This is a genomic window from Variovorax sp. RTB1 (assembly GCF_035018765.1).
In the GTDB taxonomy this organism is placed as follows: domain Bacteria; phylum Pseudomonadota; class Gammaproteobacteria; order Burkholderiales; family Burkholderiaceae_C; genus Variovorax.
In genome coordinates, this window is sequence record NZ_JASJXG010000004.1 from 180,810 (window position 1) to 197,860 (window position 17,051).

General features: G+C 65.5%; 16 protein-coding genes. 3 read left to right on the plus strand and 13 right to left on the minus strand.

The genetic code is table 11. The annotated features are described in order from the left end of the window. Positions 1-210: 210 nt before the first annotated feature. On the plus strand, positions 211-975 hold the full coding sequence (locus QN397_RS04755; protein ID WP_323500208.1) for an SDR family NAD(P)-dependent oxidoreductase: 765 nt from the start codon (positions 211-213) through the stop codon (positions 973-975). Positions 976-1,011: 36 nt separating this feature from the next. On the opposite strand, the gene QN397_RS04760 is transcribed toward QN397_RS04755, so the two are convergent. The 9 genes from QN397_RS04760 to QN397_RS04800 form a co-directional block, all read right to left on the minus strand. Beyond that, the gene (locus QN397_RS04760) at positions 1,012-1,497 is read right to left on the minus strand and encodes a MarR family winged helix-turn-helix transcriptional regulator (RefSeq protein WP_323500246.1); all 486 of its coding nucleotides are present in this window, start codon (positions 1,495-1,497) and stop codon (positions 1,012-1,014) included. 67 nt (positions 1,498-1,564) lie between these two features. Beyond that, positions 1,565-3,337 (minus strand): acyl-CoA dehydrogenase family protein, encoded by a 1,773-nt coding sequence (locus QN397_RS04765; protein ID WP_323500209.1) that lies wholly within the window; start codon positions 3,335-3,337, stop codon positions 1,565-1,567. A 16-nt stretch (positions 3,338-3,353) separates the two neighbouring features. After that, positions 3,354-4,082 (minus strand): ABC transporter ATP-binding protein, encoded by a 729-nt coding sequence (locus QN397_RS04770; protein WP_323500210.1) that lies wholly within the window; start codon positions 4,080-4,082, stop codon positions 3,354-3,356. Beyond that, a complete protein-coding gene (locus QN397_RS04775; RefSeq protein WP_323500211.1) occupies positions 4,082-5,908 on the minus strand; it encodes a branched-chain amino acid ABC transporter ATP-binding protein/permease in 1,827 nt (608 codons plus the stop codon). The genes QN397_RS04770 and QN397_RS04775 overlap by 1 nt, the downstream gene beginning before the upstream one ends. A gap of 1 nt (position 5,909) precedes the next feature. Further along, complete coding sequence (locus QN397_RS04780; RefSeq protein WP_323500212.1) at positions 5,910-6,962, minus strand: branched-chain amino acid ABC transporter permease; 1,053 nt, start codon at positions 6,960-6,962, stop codon at positions 5,910-5,912. Positions 6,963-6,995: 33 nt separating this feature from the next. Further along, the gene (locus QN397_RS04785) at positions 6,996-8,129 is read right to left on the minus strand and encodes an ABC transporter substrate-binding protein (RefSeq protein ID WP_323500213.1); all 1,134 of its coding nucleotides are present in this window, start codon (positions 8,127-8,129) and stop codon (positions 6,996-6,998) included. Positions 8,130-8,180: 51 nt separating this feature from the next. After that, positions 8,181-8,966 carry an SDR family NAD(P)-dependent oxidoreductase gene (locus QN397_RS04790; protein ID WP_323500214.1) on the minus strand — a complete coding sequence of 262 codons (786 nt, stop codon included), beginning with the start codon at positions 8,964-8,966 and terminating at the stop codon, positions 8,181-8,183. Beyond that, positions 8,963-10,843, minus strand: a complete 1,881-nt coding sequence (locus QN397_RS04795) for a feruloyl-CoA synthase (RefSeq protein ID WP_323500215.1) — start codon at positions 10,841-10,843, stop codon at positions 8,963-8,965. The genes QN397_RS04790 and QN397_RS04795 overlap by 4 nt, the downstream gene beginning before the upstream one ends. Then, complete coding sequence (locus QN397_RS04800; RefSeq protein WP_323495648.1) at positions 10,840-11,613, minus strand: crotonase/enoyl-CoA hydratase family protein; 774 nt, start codon at positions 11,611-11,613, stop codon at positions 10,840-10,842. The genes QN397_RS04795 and QN397_RS04800 overlap by 4 nt, the downstream gene beginning before the upstream one ends. A 116-nt stretch (positions 11,614-11,729) precedes the next feature. Here QN397_RS04800 and QN397_RS04805 point away from each other — a divergent pair, with 116 nt between their 5' ends. After that, positions 11,730-12,608, plus strand: coding sequence for an amidohydrolase family protein (locus QN397_RS04805; protein ID WP_323495647.1), 879 nt, complete (start codon positions 11,730-11,732; stop codon positions 12,606-12,608). Between the two features lie 41 nt (positions 12,609-12,649). Here QN397_RS04805 and kefC read toward each other — a convergent pair whose 3' ends face one another. After that, positions 12,650-14,512 (minus strand): glutathione-regulated potassium-efflux system protein KefC, encoded by a 1,863-nt coding sequence (gene kefC / locus QN397_RS04810; protein ID WP_323495646.1) that lies wholly within the window; start codon positions 14,510-14,512, stop codon positions 12,650-12,652. A 2-nt stretch (positions 14,513-14,514) separates the two neighbouring features. Then, positions 14,515-15,231 carry an NAD(P)H-dependent oxidoreductase gene (locus QN397_RS04815; RefSeq protein ID WP_187053014.1) on the minus strand — a complete coding sequence of 239 codons (717 nt, stop codon included), beginning with the start codon at positions 15,229-15,231 and terminating at the stop codon, positions 14,515-14,517. Between the two features lie 81 nt (positions 15,232-15,312). On the opposite strand from QN397_RS04815, the gene QN397_RS04820 reads away from it, so the two are divergent. Further along, positions 15,313-15,768, plus strand: coding sequence for a MaoC family dehydratase (locus QN397_RS04820; RefSeq protein WP_323495645.1), 456 nt, complete (start codon positions 15,313-15,315; stop codon positions 15,766-15,768). A gap of 16 nt (positions 15,769-15,784) precedes the next feature. Here the strand turns inward: QN397_RS04820 and QN397_RS04825 are convergent, their stop codons facing one another. Together QN397_RS04825 and QN397_RS04830 are read right to left on the minus strand one after the other, a co-directional pair. Next, positions 15,785-16,246, minus strand: a complete 462-nt coding sequence (locus tag QN397_RS04825) for a tRNA (cytidine(34)-2'-O)-methyltransferase (protein WP_323495644.1) — start codon at positions 16,244-16,246, stop codon at positions 15,785-15,787. A 43-nt stretch (positions 16,247-16,289) separates the two neighbouring features. Further along, positions 16,290-17,030 carry a ComF family protein gene (locus QN397_RS04830; RefSeq protein ID WP_323495643.1) on the minus strand — a complete coding sequence of 247 codons (741 nt, stop codon included), beginning with the start codon at positions 17,028-17,030 and terminating at the stop codon, positions 16,290-16,292. Between the last annotated feature and the right edge of the window lie 21 nt (positions 17,031-17,051).

The following is a 17,051-nucleotide window of genomic DNA, read 5'->3' on the forward strand; positions in this document are numbered from 1 at the left end:
GAAGTCCGCAGCCGCACGATCGCCGAGAGCTGTGGACCGGTGCCGTCCGTGGCACTGTCGGATCCTGAAGCCGCACCCAATGCACCCAGCCTGAGCGACGCATAGCCGAGCGGCGGATTGCCGATCAGCTCGCCGCTGTAACGCGCGCCGGTGGCTTGTGCATGATGGCGCCTTTCCTTTTTCATGCACCGCCGACCCGGAGCTCACCCCATGACCACATCACGTCTCATCATTCTTACCGGTGCCTCGCGCGGCATGGGTCGCGCCATGGCCGGCCGCCTGCTGCAGCCGGGAAACAAGCTGCTGTGCATTTCGCGCCGCAGCGATCCCTCACTCGCGGAGCAGGCGAGCTCACGCGGCACCGGTCTCGAGCAATGGGAGCAAGACCTGGCCGACCCGGTGGCTGCGGCCGAACGCGTGGCGGCGTGGCTCGCGCTGCAAGACGGTCAGGCGTTCGACGAGGTGACGCTCATCAACAACGCAGGCACCATCGGCGATCCGCGTCCGCTGGCCACGGCCGACGTGGCGGTGCTTGCGCAAGCCATGCGCGTCGGCCTCGAGGCACCGTTGCTGCTGACCTCTGTTTTCTTGCATGCGACCAAAGACTGGCGCAGCGTGCGCAAGGTGCTGAACATATCGTCGGGCCTCGGGCGCAACGCGATGGCGAGCCAGGCCTCGTACTGCGCCGCCAAGGCCGGCATGGACCACTTCACGCGCGCCGTGGCGCTCGAAGAAGCCGGAGCGCCGAACGGCGCACGCATCGTGTCGCTGGCACCGGGCGTGATCGACACCGACATGCAGGTGCAGATGCGCGCCACCGATCCTGCCCTCTTCGCAGACCGTGGTCGCTTCGTCGATATGCAGGAGAAAGGGCTGCTCGACTCGCCCGATGCGGCCGCCACCAAGGTGCTGGCTTACCTCGAACGGCCGGATTTCGGCAGCAAGCCGGTGGCCGACGTGCGCGACCCGGCCTGAGACGCGGCCGAGATCGGCGCCGGCGCCCGCTTCAGCCTACAGATAGATTTTCTGTAGCAGCTTGATGAGCGTGTCCCGTTCGCGCGGGGTGAGCCGGGCGCTGGCCTCCAGTTCGAGCTGCACCACGGCCTGCTCGGCTTCGTGCACCAGCTTCTCGCCAGCGGGAGTCAGGTAGAGGCCGACCGCACGGCCATCGCGCGGATGCGGGCGCCGCTCGATCAGCCCGCGGCTGTCCATCGTCGCCACCAGGCTCACCAGGTTCGGCGGCAGGATGTCGAGCGTGCTGCAGAGCTGGCGTGAAGTCGCGCCGGGGTTGTGCCCCAGCAGCGACAGCACTGAAAAATCGACTTGCTTCAGTCCGTACGGCGCCATGCGCTCGGAGAACACCGCGCTGATCATCGACCAGGCGCGACGCGTGTTGTAGCCGACCAGTTCTTCGAGCACCCGGCTGTCGAGGCGATCGGTGCGGTCGTGGCGCGACGCGGCGGCGGCGGCGGCAGCGGGATGCTCGGCTTGCGACATAGCGACCGTTGCTGATTTTTTTCGGGCGGTGGTCATGTGCCGAGCGTAGCGCCGCGATCTGCCTGCGTCACGCGGTCGTCGGAGCGGTCGTCCGCTCGGCCTGCGCCGCGATCACCCCGTCGCACGCGCGCTTGACGATGCCGAGCCGCATGTCGAATTCGGGCAGTACCCAGCGCCGGAATGCCGCTGCAGGTCGCGACCAGCGGCTCGACTCGACATTGGCCACTGCCGCCGCCACGTCGATGCGCGCCCAGGCCCATGCCAGCATCACGATCATGACGACCCGTAGGTAGTCGTCGGCCACCTCGTAAGGCAGGACCGGATCGATGTGGGCGGCCATTGCCAGCGTGGTGGTGAGATAGCGCAACTGGGCGAGACGCCGCTGCACGTCGGCATCGGTTTCGCGCGAGGCCTCGAGCTGGTCACGCATCTCGATCAGCACGCCCGACATGCCCGTGCCGCCGTCGACCAGCACTTTGCGCACCAGCAGATCGATCGCCTGGATCTCGTTGGTGCCTTCGTAGATCATGGTCACGCGCGAATCGCGCACCACCTGTTCGATGCCCCACTCGCGTACGTAGCCATGGCCGCCAAAGACCTGCAGGCATTCGCTCGCGCCGCTGAAGGCTTGCTGTGTACAGGCGGCTTTCATCACCGGCGTGACGAGGGCGCACCAGCGCTGCGCGCGGTCGCGCGTCTTGACGTCCGACGCGTGCTTTGCAACGTCGAGTTGAATGGCGGTGCGGTAGGCGATGGCGCGGGCGCCGTCGATCCAGGCGCGTTGCGTATCGAGGATGCGGCGCATCGCTGGGTGCTCGGCGATAAGGTCAGCCGATTCAGCGCCGCGCGATGCTGGCGCTGCGACGTTCGCTTGCACCGGCGCGCGCATCTGTCGCCGCTCGCTGGCATACGCATCGGCCTTTTGCCAGGCGGCGTCGAGCAGGCCGATGCCCTGCATCGCGCAGTGCAGCCGGGCCGAATTCATCATGACGAACATGGCGGCCAAACCGTGGTTCGGCTCGCCGATCAGCCAGCCTTCCGCGCCGTCGAAACGCATGCTGCACGTCGAGCTGCCATGCAGGCCCATCTTCTCTTCGATGCGGTCGCACTGCACCGCGTTGCGTCGGCCGTCGGGCAACACCTTCGGGATCAGGACCAGAGACAACCCTTTGGGCCCTGCGGGTGCATCCGGCAGCCGGCACAACACCAGGTGAACGATGTTGGTCGTCAGGTCGTGCTCGCCGCCGGAGATGAAAATCTTGGCGCCGCTGACGCGATAGCTGCCGTCGAGTTGCGGCTCGGCGCGCGTGCGCACCTGGCCCAGGTCGCTGCCGGCATGCGCTTCGGTCAGGCACATCGTGGCGAGCCACTCGCCGGTCGCGATCTTCGTCAGATAGCGTTGCTTCAGTTCAGCGCTGGCATGGTGCCTCAGGCATTCATAGGCACCGTGCAGCAAGCCCGGCGCCATCGTCAGGCCGTGGTTGGCACCGCTCAACCACTCGAACACGATCGCTTCCAGCACGCCCGGCAGGCCTTGTCCGCCGTCTTCGATCGCAGCTGACAGGGCTGGCCATCCGCCTTGCTGAAAGCCTGCGTAGGCCTCACGAAAACCGGGCGGCGTGATGACTTCGCCATCGACCAGGCGGCAGCCGATTTCATCGCCCGCACGGTTCACCGGCGCAACGACTTCGGCGACGAACTTCGCGGCTTCGTCGAGTACCTGAATCTGCAGGTCGTCGTCGATCTCGGCGAATGGTGCAAGGGCACGGAGTTGCGGCGTCGCGTCGAGCACGGCGTGCAGGACGAAGCGGACGTCTTCGGGGTTGGGTTGGTAGTTCATGTGATCGCGCTTGCGCTCAGGCCCGCGCAGCGCCCAGATAGGTATCGATGACCCGCGAATCCCCTGCCAAATCGCGCGCCGCGCCTTCGAGGCTCACGCTGCCCATCTCCAGCACATACCCGTGGTCGGCCACTTCGAGCGCAGCGCGTGCGTTCTGCTCGACCAGCAAGATGGTCACGCCGGTGGCACGCAGCGCACTCACCGTGCGGAAGATCTCCTGCACCACCAGCGGCGCCAGCCCCAGGCTCGGCTCGTCGAGCATCAGGAGCGATGGCCGCGACATCAGCGCGCGGCCCACCGCCAGCATCTGCCGCTCGCCACCCGACAGCGTGCCTGCCAATTGCGTGCGTCGCTCCTTGAGGCGGGGAAACAGCGTGTAGACCTGGTCGATCTGGTCGCGCCATTGCCGGTTGCCGATGCGCACCTGCCGGAACGCGCCCAGCACCAGGTTGTCTTCCACCGGCATGGTGCCGAAGAGCTCGCGCTTTTCGGGCACCAGCGCGATGCCGAGCATCACCCGCTCTTCGAGCGACAGCGCGGCGATCGACTGCCCGCGGTACTCGATGACCCCCTTGGCCGGCAGCACCCCCATGAGCGCGTTGAGCAAGGTCGACTTGCCCGCGCCGTTGGGGCCGATCACCGTCACGACGCTGCCCGCGCCGGCTTGCAGGTCGATGCCGTGCAGCACCTCGGCGCGGCCATAGCCGGCATGCAGGTCTCGGATCTGGAGAAGAGGTGTCGTCATCAGTGTTCCGTGCCCAGATAAGCCGCGCGCACCTTGTCGCTGCGCTGCACTTCGCCGGGCGTGCCTTCCATCAAATGCGTGCCGAACTCCATCACCACGATGTGGTCGCAGATGTCCATCACCAGGCCCATGTCGTGTTCGACCAGCAGGATGCTCATGCCGCCTGCACGCAGACCGCGCAGCACCTCGGCCAGCGCCTGCTTCTCCTTGTGGCGCAGGCCGGCGGCGGGTTCGTCGAGCAGCAGCAAGGCGGGGTCGGCGCAGAGTGCGCGGGCGATCTCCAGCAGCCGCTGCTGGCCCATCGCGAGGTTGCCGGCCAGTTCGTTCGTCATGTCGCCCATGCCGACGCGCTGCAGCTGGCGCTCGGCTTCGCGAAACAGCGCGCGTTCTTCACCGCGGTCGGTGCGCAGCATCGCGGCGATGGCGCCCTTGCGGCCGCGCAGATGCGCGCCGAGTGCGACGTTCTCCAGCACCGTCATGTCGGGCACCATCTTCACGTGCTGGAAAGTGCGTGCTACGCCGCGCTCGGCGATCTTGCGGGATGGCAGGCCGCTGATGCGCTCACCGCGGAACTTGACCGTGCCGCCGGACAACCCGAGCACGCCGGTAACCAGGTTGAACGTGGTCGACTTGCCCGCACCGTTCGGCCCGATCAGCCCGACGACTTGCCCGGCGCGCGTCTGAAAACTGATGTCGTTGACGGCCACCAGTCCGCCGAAGGTCTTGTGGATCGCCTGCACGTCGAGCACCAATTCGCCGGCGGCCGGCCGGGTGCGTGTGGGCAACTCGGTAACGTTAGCGCCGTCACCCCAGTCTCGCGCCCGGTGCGGTCGCGGCAGGCGCCGGTCGACGAAGGCCCAAACGCCGTCCGGCAGGTACTTGAGCACCAGCACGATCATGATGCCGAAGACGATGAGTTCGTAGTTGCCGCTGGTGCCGATCAGCCGCGGCAGCAGCACCTGCAACTGGTCTTCCAGCAGCTTGACGATGCCGGCGCCGGCGATTGCGCCCCACACGTGCGCCGCGCCGCCCAGCACGGCCATGAAGAGGTACTCGATGCCCATCTTCAGACCGAACGGCGAAGGGTTCACCGTCCGCTGGAAGTGCGCATAGAGCCAGCCCGACACCGACGCGAACAGCGCCGCCAGCACGAAGATGCCGATCTTGAAGCGCAGCGTGTTGACGCCCATCGCCTCGGCCATCTGCGAGCCGCCGGCCAGCGCGCGGATGGCGCGGCCGCTGCGTGAATCGAGCAGCCGTATGACGGCGAAGGAAGCGATCAGCACCAGCGCCCATACCAGCGCGTAGAAGATCCGCTGCTTGCCGAACTCGAAGCCGAACAGCGACAGGCCCTTGACGCCCAGGATGCCGTCGTATTTGCCGAGCGCATCGAGGTTGCCCATGAGGTAATAAAGCGCCAGCGCCCAGGCGATGGTCGCCAGCGGCAGGTAGTGGCCCGACATGCGCAGGGTGATGACGCCGATGAAGGCCGCACTGAGAGCGGTCAGGCCCAGGCCAATGAAGAGCGTCAACCACGGCGACATGTCCAGGTTCACCGTCAAATAGGCTGTGGTGTATGCGCCGATGCCGACGAAGGCGGCTTGCCCGAAGGAGGTCAGGCCGCCGACGCCGGTGAGCAGCACCAGGCCGAGTACGGGCAACGCGTAGATGCCGATGTAGTTGAGCTGGAGGATCCAGAAGTCGGGCAGCGGCAGCAGGGGCAGCGCGACCAGGACGAGGATGGCGAGCAGCGGCCCCCAGGCCCGCACAACGTTCCTGCGTGCCGGCCCGGTGGGCAGTGAATCGAGAGTGGAATCAAGTGTCATGTCAGTGCTCCTCGTCCGATCCACCGCTCGCCAGCGAGCGCCACAGCAGCACCGGCAAGATGATGGTGAACACGATTACTTCCTTGAAAGCACTGGCCCAGAACGAGCCGAACGATTCGATGATGCCGACCGCCAGCGCACCAAGGAGCGCGCCGGGATAGCTCGACAGGCCGGCGATCACGCCCGCCACGAAACCCTTGAGGCCGATCAGAAAACCGGAGTCGTAGAAGATCGTCGTGGTCGGCCCGATGAGCAGGCCCGACAGTGCGCCGATGAGGCCGGCCATCGCGAAGGTGAGCTGTCCCGCGTTCTGCGTCGAGATGCCCATGAGCCGCGCGCCGAGCCGGTTGACCGCGGTCGCGCGCAGCGCCTTGCCATACAGACTGCGCTCGAAGAAGAGCCACAGCAGCACGATCAACGCCGCCGCCGCGCCGAAGATGATGATCGTCTGCCCACTCAGGTTGAGCGGGCCGAGCGCAAAGCGCACATCCCAGAACGACGGATTGCGAAAGCCTTCGGCGCCGAAGAACAAGAGTCCAAGTCCGGTCATCGCGAAGTGCACGCCGACCGAGACGATCAGCAGAACCAGCGAGCTCGATCCGGCCAGCGATTGATATGCCACGCGGTACACCAGCGGACCGAAGGCGGTCACGATGCAGATCGTGAGTAATCCCTGCACCGCCAGCGGCAAATTGCGCGGGCCGGCCCAGGCCGACACCGCGCAGATCACCGCCGGAATGACGAAGGTCTTGAGTGCCGCCTTGAGGGCGGGCGCTGCGGCTGCAGCGTTGCCGCCACGGTGCCGCCACGTCGTGACCAGCTCCATCAGCGCCGCGACCGCCGCCAGGATGATCAGCAGCCACACCGTGCCCGGCACCTTTCCGGTTTGAAAGATCGCCAGGGTCAGTGCACCGTACGCAACGAACTCGCCCTGGGGAATGAAGATGACGCGTGTGACGGTGAACACGAGCACGATGCCCATGCCCAACAGCGCGTAGATCGCGCCGTTGGTGAGCCCGTCCAGCGTCAGGATGCTGGCGATCGAAAAATCCATAACGTGACGGGCCGGCTTTCTGCGTGTGTGTGTTTACTGCTCGACCTTGAACTTGCCGTCGACGACTTTCAGCATCACGCCGGTTTCGTTGGTGTAGCCCCAATGGTCTGTCGGCGACCAGTTGATGACGCCGTGCGCCAGCACCGTACGGCCCATGGTTTCGAGCGCATCGCGCAGTGCAGCGCGAAACTCCGGCGTGCCGGGCTTGCCCTTCTTAAGCGCGATCGGTACCGCTTTTTCGAGCACGACGAGCGCGTCCGATCCGTGGCCGGCGAACTGGTTGCGCGAGCCCGGCCCGTAAGCCTTCTCGTAGGTTTCGACGAAGGCGATCGCCATCTTCTTCGAAGGATGGCTGTCGGGCAGTTGCTCGGCGATGACGGCCGGGCCGGACACCACGTAGGCGCCATCGGCATCCTTGCCTGCGGTGCGCATCAGGTCTTGCGTGGCGGCGGCGTGCGTCTGGTAGACCTTGCCCTTGAAGCCGCGCTCCATGATGGCCTTTTGCGGCATGCCCGCACCGCTGCCCGAGGCGACGATCAGGATGGCGTCGGGGTTGGCCGAGGTGAGCTTGAGCGCTTGCGCGGTCACGCCGGTGTCGGCGCGGGCGAAGCGTTCGGTGCCGACGATCTTGATGCCGTTCTTCTCGGCTTCTGCCGTGAAGTCTTTCAGCCAGCCTTCGCCGTAGGCATCGGTGTAGCCCAGGAACCCAACCGTCTTCACGCCCATCTTCTTCATGTGGCCGACGACCGCGACCGCCATCACCGCGTTCGATTGCGGCAGGCGGAACATCCACTTGTCCTTGCCGGGCGGCAGCGATGCGGGTGCGGTCGAGATTTGCGGCGTGCCGGATTCGGCAGCCACTTCGGCCATCGGAATCGCTACCGGCGTGGCGGTCGAGCCGACCAGCACGTCGACCTTGTCTTCGGTGATGAGGCGTTGCGTCGCCTTGACGCCGGCCGTCGGGTCGCTCGCGTCGTCGAGCACGATGACCTTGAGGGTTTCACCGGCAATGGTCTTGGGCCAGAGGGCGACCGCGTTCTTGACGGGGATACCGAGGCCCGAGGCCGGGCCGGTCAGGGGTTGCACCACGCCGATGGTGAGGTCGGCGTGCGCGGCCATGGTCATCAGTGCGAACGCGGTAGCGAGGATGGTTTTGGTGAACTTCATCTGACTGTCTCTAAGGGAGCGAATTGGAATGAGAAGCGGGTGGCCGCAATCTCAGCGCGGCGCCATTCGCAACGCACCGTCGAGGCGAATCACTTCGCCGTTCAGGTGGCCGTTGGTGACGATGTGACAGGCGAGCTCGGCGAACTCCGAAGGCTTGCCGAGCCGCGGCGGAAACGGGATCGATGCAGCCAGCGATTTTTGCACTGGTTCGGGCAGTTCCATCAGCAACGGCGTTGCGAACAAGCCCGGCGCGATGGTGCACACGCGGATGGCGTGCTGCGCCAGGTCGCGCGCCATCGGCAAGGTCATGCCGACCAGCCCACCTTTCGATGCGCTGTAAGCCTGCTGGCCGACCTGGCCATCGAAGGCGGCGACGGAAGCGGTGAAGAGCATCACCCCGCGCTCGCCGTTGTCGAGTGGATCGAGCTTGGCGCAGGCCGCGGCGAAGAGCCGCGCCATGTTGTAGCCGCCGATCAGGTTGATATTGACCACGCGCACGAAGTCTTCGAGTGACGCCGGATTGCCGTCCTTGCCGACGATGCGTTTCGCACTGCCGATGCCCGCGACGTTCATCAGGATGCGCGCCGGGCCGTGCGCGGCAGCGGCCTTGTCCAGCGCGGCGGTCACGCTCGCGGTGTCGGTGATGTCGCAGGCGCACGCCACGGCGCAGCCTTCTCCAAATTCTTTGTCGATCTCGGCCGCGACCCTCGCTGCGAGTTCAGCGTTGCGGTCGAGCACGGCGACTTTGGCGCGCAGGCGCGCGAGCTCGCGTGCGGTCGCTTCGCCCAGGCCCGATGCGCCGCCCGTGACCAGTGCGGCTTGTCCTTCGATCTTCATTGCTTGTCTCCTCGGGGTGTCGGTCGCAAGGTGTACGGCAGCGCGCCGGTGTGCAGCGCCTCGATCTCCACAGCGCGATGCTTCAACACCGAGCGCTGGTTGATGGATCCCTTGTCGGTCACTTCGCCCTTGTCGATCGAGGGCGGCACGGACACGAGGTGCGCCCGCGCGATGCGATTGGCACTGCCGGTCGCGTGTTGCGCGAGCGTGTCGACCACGTCTTGAAAGTAGGTCTGCACCGGCGTGCTCTGCAGCACGTCTTGCATCGGCGTATCGGCGGGCAAGCCGGCGAGTTTGCGCACGGCTTGCGTCGGGAAGATCAGCGCGCCTACTTCCTTCAGGTTGATGCCGGTCAGCACCACATCCTGGATGTACGGCGCGCCGGCCGCGATGATCTTCGCGCGCAGCGGGCCGACGCTCACGAAGGTACCCGTCGCCAGCTTGAAGTCTTCGGCGATGCGGCCGTCGAAGCGCAGGCCCTTGTGGATGTCGTCAGGGTCGATCCAGGTCACCGCGTCGCCGGTGCAGAAGAAGCCTTCTTCATCGAAGGCTTCGGCGGTGGCTTCGGGCGCGCGCCAGTAGCCAGGCGTGATGTTCGGCCCGCGGTAGCGCACCTCGGTCTTGCCGTCGACCTCGACGAGCTTCAAGTCGATGCCGGGTGCCGGCAAACCCAGATCGCCGGACGACACCTGCGGACTGGTGATGTAGAGCGCGAAGGGCGACGACTCGGTCATGCCGAGCCCGGTGCCCATCACGATGCGCTCGCCGACTTCGGCTTCCTGCGTGCGATGCAGGCTGTCCCAGATCGGCTGCGACAGCGCGGCGCCGGCATAGAAAAACATTTTCACACGCGAGAGCAGGTTCTTGCGCAGGACGGTGTCGGTTTCCATCGCGTTGGCGATGGCTTCGAAACCGGTCGGCACGTTGAAGTACATCGTCGGCGCGATCTCGCGCAGGTTGCGCAGCGTCTCGGCCATGCCCGACGGCGTCGGCTTGCCGTCGTCGATGTAGAGCGTGCCGCCGTTGGCCAGCACGATGCCGACGTTGTGGTTGCCGCCGAAGGTATGGTTCCACGGCAGCCAGTCGATCAGCACCGGCGGCTCGTCTTCCAGCGCCGGAATCGACTGGCGCAACTGCTGCTGGTTGGCGCACCACATGCGGTGCGTGTTGATGACCGCTTTCGGCAGCTTGGTCGAGCCCGAGGTGAAGAGGAACTTGACGATCGTGTCGGGCCCGGTGGCGCGCATCGCGGCATCGACCGCCGGCGTTGCGACGGTGGCATCGAGCTCGGCGAAAGACAGCGCAGCGCGCCCTTCGATCGAGCCTTCGCCCAGCACGACTTCGGTGTCGGCCGGTACCGCTGCGGTGATGGCGCGGCCGAAGCGTGCCGCATCGCTCGCGAACACCAGGCCGGGCGTCAGCGTGTCGAGCACGTGGCGCAGTTTTTCAAAGTCCTGACTGACGACGGAGTAGGGCGGCGACACCGAGCAGTGCGGCACGCCGACGTAGAGCGCACCCAGCGCGAGGAGTGCGTGTTCGATGCCGTTCTCGCTCAGGATGGCGAGCGGCCGATCGGCGCTCAACCCACGGTCGAGCAGCGCCTGCCCGATGCGCCGCGCATGCTGCAGCGCCTCCGCAAAGGTCACATGACGCCATGCGCCGGTGCTGCCATCGGCCTTGCGCTCCCGGCGCGCGACAAAGGTGCGATCGGGCGCGACTTCGGCCCAATGGACGAGTCGGTCGGTCATGCGTTCTGCGCTTGCCACCAACGGTGCTTCGGCGCTCAGGTAACGCGTACCCGATGCGCCTTCGCGCAGCACCCCGCGCGTGACGCCGAAGGCGAGCGAACGATATCTGGGGGCTGCGCCCGTGCTCATGACTTGGCGACCTTGGCAGCGCGGCCTTCGAGGAAGTCGCGCACGCGTTCCTTGGCTTCGGGTGCGCTCTGTGCAATGCCGGCGATCAGCGCTTCGGTGAAGAAGCCCTGGTCGGCCGGTTGTTCGGCGATACGCGGCAGCGCGTGCATCAGCGCGTAGTTGGTGAGCGGCGCGTTCTTGGCCACGCGCCTGGCGAGTTCGAGCGCCTTGTCGAATGCGGTGCCTTCGGGCACCAGGTACTGCGCGAAGCCGACGCGCTCGCCGTCTTCGGCGTTGTAGACGCGGCCCGTGAGCATCATGTCGGTCATGCGGGCCACGCCGATGAGCTTGGGGATGCGCACCGAGCCGCCGCCGCCGACAAAAATGCCGCGCGAGCCTTCGGGCAGCGCATAGAAGGTCGAGGTGTCGGCCACGCGGATGTGGCAGGCGCTGGCCAGCTCGAGCCCACCGCCGACCACCGCGCCGTGCAGTGCCGCGATGACGGGAACCGGCCCGTATTGCACGCGCTCGAGAGCGGCGTGCCACATGCGCGAATGCTTCATACCCTGGCCGGCATCGCGCTCTTTCAGCTCGCTCAAATCGAGGCCGGCGCAGAAGTGCGGACCTTCGCCGTCGACGACTGCGGCGCGTACCGTGTCGGGCAGGCTCTCGAAGGCGTCGCGCAAGGCCAGGATGAGGCCGTCGGACAGCGCGTTGCGCTTGGCGATGCGTGTGAGGCGAACCACGGCGACGTCGTCGAGGATTTCTAGCTGGAGATCGGGGTGAGTCATGATTGCAATCCGTGTTGGCTTCGATTATGGTTATGCAAGATAACCAATTCAAGGCGCAAAGTCGACCTCGACATTGGGACTTACCCTCAGCCCGACCACAAATAGGAGACAGCGCCATGGACCACGCCAACCTCGTTGCCATCGACACCCATACGCACGCCGAAATCAGCTGCTGGAACCCGTTCGACAACTACGGCGAGGAGTACGACCGCGCCGCAGACAAGTACTTCAAGGCGGGCAAGCGGCCGACCATCCAGGAGAGCATCGACCACTACCGCGAACGCAAGATCGGGCTGGTGATGTTCATGGTCGACGCCGAGTCCAACACCGGTCGCCGGCGCATCCCGAATGAAGAGATCGCCGAGGCTGCGCAGAAGAACAGCGACATCATGATTGCCTTCGCCAGCATCGATCCGCACAAGGGAAAAATGGGCGCGCGCGAGGCACGCCGACTGATCGAAGACTATGGTGTGAAGGGCTTCAAGTTTCACCCGACGATGCAAGCGTTTCACCCGTACGACAAGATGGCGTGGCCGCTGTACGAAATCATTGCTGAGTACGGCTTGCCCGCCGTTTTTCACACCGGTCACAGCGGCATCGGCTCGGGCATGCGTTGCGGTGGCGGACTGCGCCTGGAGTACAGCAACCCGATGCATCTGGACGATGTGGCCATCGACTTTCCGGACATGCAGATCGTCATGGCGCACCCAAGTTTTCCGTGGCAAGACGAAGCATTGAGCGTGGCGACGCACAAGCCCAACGTGTGGATCGACCTGTCTGGCTGGAGCCCGAAGTATTTTCCCAAGCAGTTGGTGCAATACGCCAACACGCTGCTCAAAGACCGGATTCTTTTTGCCAGCGACTACCCGCTCATCACCCCCGACAAGTGGCTGAAAGACTTCGAAGGGGCGGGGTTCAAGCCGGAAGTGGTGCCGGGGATCTTGAAGGGGAATGCGGTGCGGTTGTTGAGGCTGGATCAGGCGGTTGCCAGCTGAGGGCCCCTGTGCGCTGATCGGTCCGCGCAGTCCCGGATCCCTCAGGGCAAGCTCTGCTCTTCCTCCGATTCCAGCTTGCCCCAGTCGACTCCCGACCGCTTCTGCCGCTCCTCGCGTTCCTTCGTCATCTGTTCTTCGAACTGCTGACGGCCTTCCTTGGCCACGGCGATCACCTTGGCCCGGTCCTTGTAGTGCGGATAGGTCGCGTCCATCAGTTTGATGTTCCGGGCGCGAAACCGCATTGCCGTTTCGCGTGCTTCGTACGCCGGCCAGCCGAGCCCTTCAAGAGTGGCGCGCGCGCTGCGCAGGGATGACTCGAACACTTCGCGCTCGATGTGTTCCACGCCGCGATCGCGCAATTGGTACAAGTGCCTGAGGTTGCGTGCGCGGGCCACCACACGGGCTTGGGGAAAGTGCTCGCGCAACAAGTCGACGATGGTGAGCGACTGTTCGATGTCGTCGACCGCCACGACCACCACCCGCGCCGTGGCGGCGCCAGCTGTGCGCAACAGGTCGAGCCGCGTGGCGTCGCCGTAGAACACCCTGAAACCGAACTCACGAAGGCCTTCGACCGTGTCCGAATCGTGATCGAGCACGGTGAGCGGCAGGCCTTGCGACCACAGCATGCGGCCAATGATCTGGCCGTAGCGGCCGAACCCGAGGATCAGCACTTTGGGCTCCTGCTGCTCGGAAATTTCGTCGATCTTCGGCCCTGCGTTCTTCGCGTATTCGTTGTAACGGGGTAGCACCCACTTGTCGATTGCGACCAGCAGCAATGGAGACAACAACATCGACAACGCGACCGCGCCGATGAGGAGCGACGTCACTTCCGGTGGCAACACGTTGGGCCCGGCCGCCTGGAACACCACGAAGGCGAACTCGCCGCCCTGCGCCAGCAGCAACGTGAACACGGGTCGCTGCTGGTACGGGATACCCATCGCCTTGGCGAGCGCGTAGATCACCACCAGCTTGACGACCATGAAGCCGACGACCAGCAAAGCCATCATCAGCGGCTGCGCGATCAACACGCCGAAGTTGATCGACATACCCACTGCGATGAAGAAGAGTCCGAGCAGCAAGCCTTTGAAGGGCTCGATGTCGGTCTCGAGCTCGCGTCGGTATTCGCTTTCTGCCAGCAGCACGCCGGCCAAGAAGGCGCCGAGGGCCATCGACAGGTGGACGAACTGCATCAGCGCCGCGATGGCGACGACCAACAGCAGCGCGGTGGCAGTAAAGATTTCGGGCGTTTTGCTGCGGGCGATCCAGCGCAGCAAGGGGCGCAACGCGAGCCGGCCGCCCAACACGATGCCGGCGATCACGCCGACGATCTTCAGGCCTTCGAAGAGCCGGTCGAGGCCTGTCACTTGCTGTGCACCAGCGGCAGCGCCGGCCAGCAACGGCAGCAGCGCGAGGATCGGAATGGCGGCCACGTCCTGGAACAGCAGGATCGAAAAGCCGGCCTGGCCGCTGCTGGTCTTCAGCAGGTTGCGCTCGCCGAAAACCTGCAAGGCGATGGCGGTGGACGACAACGCGAGCCCCAGCGCGGCGACCAGCGCGACACGCCATTCGGCGCCGGCCAACCAGCCGATACCGAAGAGCACGACGGCGCAGCTCGCGACCTGCGCCAGGCCCCAGCCGAAGATCGGTCGTCGCAAGTTCCAGAGCCGCTTGGGCTCCAGTTCGAGCCCAACCAGAAAGAGCATCAACACGACGCCGAATTCGGCAAAGTGCAGCACGTCCTCGACGCTCGACACCAGTCCGAGTCCCCAGGGGCCGATGGCAATGCCCGCCACCAGGTAGCCGATGATCGAACCGAGGCCCAGCGCTTTGGAAAGCGGCACCACCAATACGGCGGCGCCCAGATAGATGAGGCTGCTCGTCAGCCAGACCGGTGCGTGTTCCATGCTCAGGCGCTTTCTGCCGTGCCGGACATGGCAGCGGGAACATTGCTCAGCGCCTTGCCGAATTCGCGCGACATCGCCGCTGCATCCTCATCCTCTTGCGGCCGGTCGGTCGGCGGTACCACGCAGGTTGGGCAATCGCCGAGCGCGTCGATCTCGGGCCAGTTCGGAAAGCTGCCCAGTCGCTCGGAGAAAGTCTGGACATGCGACTGGACCTCGTCGTCGCTTGCGCTGCGGGCGCCGTGCAATATGAGCGGCGGCAAAAAGCGCATGCCGCAGAGGACGCCGGTCTGCTCATAGGGCGGCAAAAACGCGTCGAAGAAATAGCGGTTGTAGCTCTGCGGGTGGTAGCTCTCTTCAGGGCCGCCGGTGGTGGCGACCAGCCACAAGTCCTTGCCAACCAGCGCGGTGCCTCCGGTGCCATAAGCCCAGCCGTAGCTCAAGACCTCGTCGAGCCAGAGCTTCTGAAGCGGCGGCATCGAATACCAGTGGATCGGATGCATGAGCACGACCAGATCGGCGCGAGCGAGCTTGGCTTGCTCGGCTTCGACGTCGATCGCATAGTCGGGATAGCTGTCGTAGAGGTCGTTGACTTCGACTCCTTCGACGCCGCGGGCGGCTCGCACCAGCTGCCGATTGACGCGCGAGTCGCGCCAGTGCGGATGCGCCGCCAGCAAATAAATGGTGGGCGACTTCGAAGCCGTTGCGGTGGTTGAGCTCATCTCGCGAACATAGCGCAATCGGGGCAAGCCCTGTCACGCTTCAGACAGCCGCGCCGACCGACGCGGCGCTAGAGTGCCGCCATGAAAACATTCCAGACCCTTCAGGATCTTGCCGACTGCGTTGGCCAGGAGGTCGCGGTGAGCGACTGGATCACCGTGACGCAGGAGCAGGTGAATCGGTTCGCTGACGCGACGGGCGACCATCAGTGGATTCACGTCGATGTTGAGCGCGCCAAGGCTGGACCTTTCGGCGGGCCGATCGCGCACGGCTTTCTCACGCTGTCGATGTTGCCGAAGTTCTACGAAGCGGCTTTCGAAGTGACCGAGTCGCGCATGGGCGTGAACTACGGTTTGAATCGCGTCCGCTTCATGGCGCCTGTGCCTGTCGGCGGTCGGCTGCGCGGGCGCATGAAGCTTCTGACATCGGAGCCGATTGCCAACGACGGTCTGCAGATGACCTGGGAAACGACGATCGAGCTGGAAGGCTCGCCCAAGCCGGCGTGCGTGGCCGAGTCGGTGGTGCGTCGCTACAAGTAATGCAGCGCAGATCGGGTTATCTGAACCCGATCTGTCGCCAGGCTTCGAACACGGTCACTGCCACCGCGTTCGATAAGTTCAGGCTGCGCTGGCCTTCTCGCATCGGCAGCCGCAGTCGCTGCGCTTGGGGGAATGACTCGCGCAATCCGGGGTCGAGTCCCTTGGTTTCCGAACCGAACACCAGCCAGTCGCCGTCTGCAAATGCCACCTCATGGACCGGACGGCTGCCGCGCGTCGTGAGCGCGAACATGCGATCGGGCGGTGGTGATTCGCTGTCGAGCAATTGCTGCCAGCCGGCGTAGCGGCGCACTTCGGCGTACTCGTGATAGTCCAGTCCGGCACGGCGCAGCAGCCGGTCATCCATGGAAAACCCCAGCGGCTCGACCAGATGCAGCATGCAGCCGGTGTTGGCGGCAAGGCGAATCACATTGCCGGTGTTGGGTGGAATCTCGGGCTCGACCAGGACGATATGAAACATCCACGCATTGTCGCAACGGGCGCGACACCCGAAGGTCTGCCGATCAGCTAGGCGGATCGGTGCGCGCCAGCACGACGGCCGTGATGTGCGCCGCGCCGGCCGTTCGCAGAACCTGCGCCGCCGAGAACATCGATGCGCCACTGGTCATCACATCGTCGACGAGCACGATGCGCTTGCCTTGCACCGCCGTCGCGCGCAGGGGCTCCAACGCGAAAGCGCCTTGAAGGTTGCGCAGCCGCTCGGCGCGCGTCAGTCCGCTCTGCGCCGTCGTTTCACGCGTGCGTAGCAGCAAGGTCGCGTCGCATTTCCTTTTGGGCGCCAGGCGACAGGCCAGTTCGTACGCCTGATTGAAACCGCGCTCGCGCAGCCGTTCGCGCGACAGCGGCATCGGCAGCACCAGGTCGCACGCATCGAGCGCCGGCTCGACCCAAGGTGTGCTGCGCATCAAGGTCGCGAGCGGAGCAGCCCAGCCGGCGTCTCCTCTGAACTTGAACTGCGCGATGCATTCCGGCCAGGGCCAGACGTAGGCGCACGCAGCCATGCAAGCATCGAGCGGCGGGGCCTGCTTTACGCAGTCGCCGCACTGCGAAAGGCCATCGGGCAGCGGCGACGCACAGGTCCGGCAACGCAGCGTCGGCGGCGCGAAGCGCATCACGCAGTCATCGCACATGCGACGCGACGGCCACGCGCGGCACACCGCGCACTGGCTCGGCAGATGCTCGAGCCAGGCAGGACGCAATGAAGAGATCGGCCGCAAAAGGCCTGCGAGCCAAGGGCCGGACATCGCTCAATATACTGGCCGACC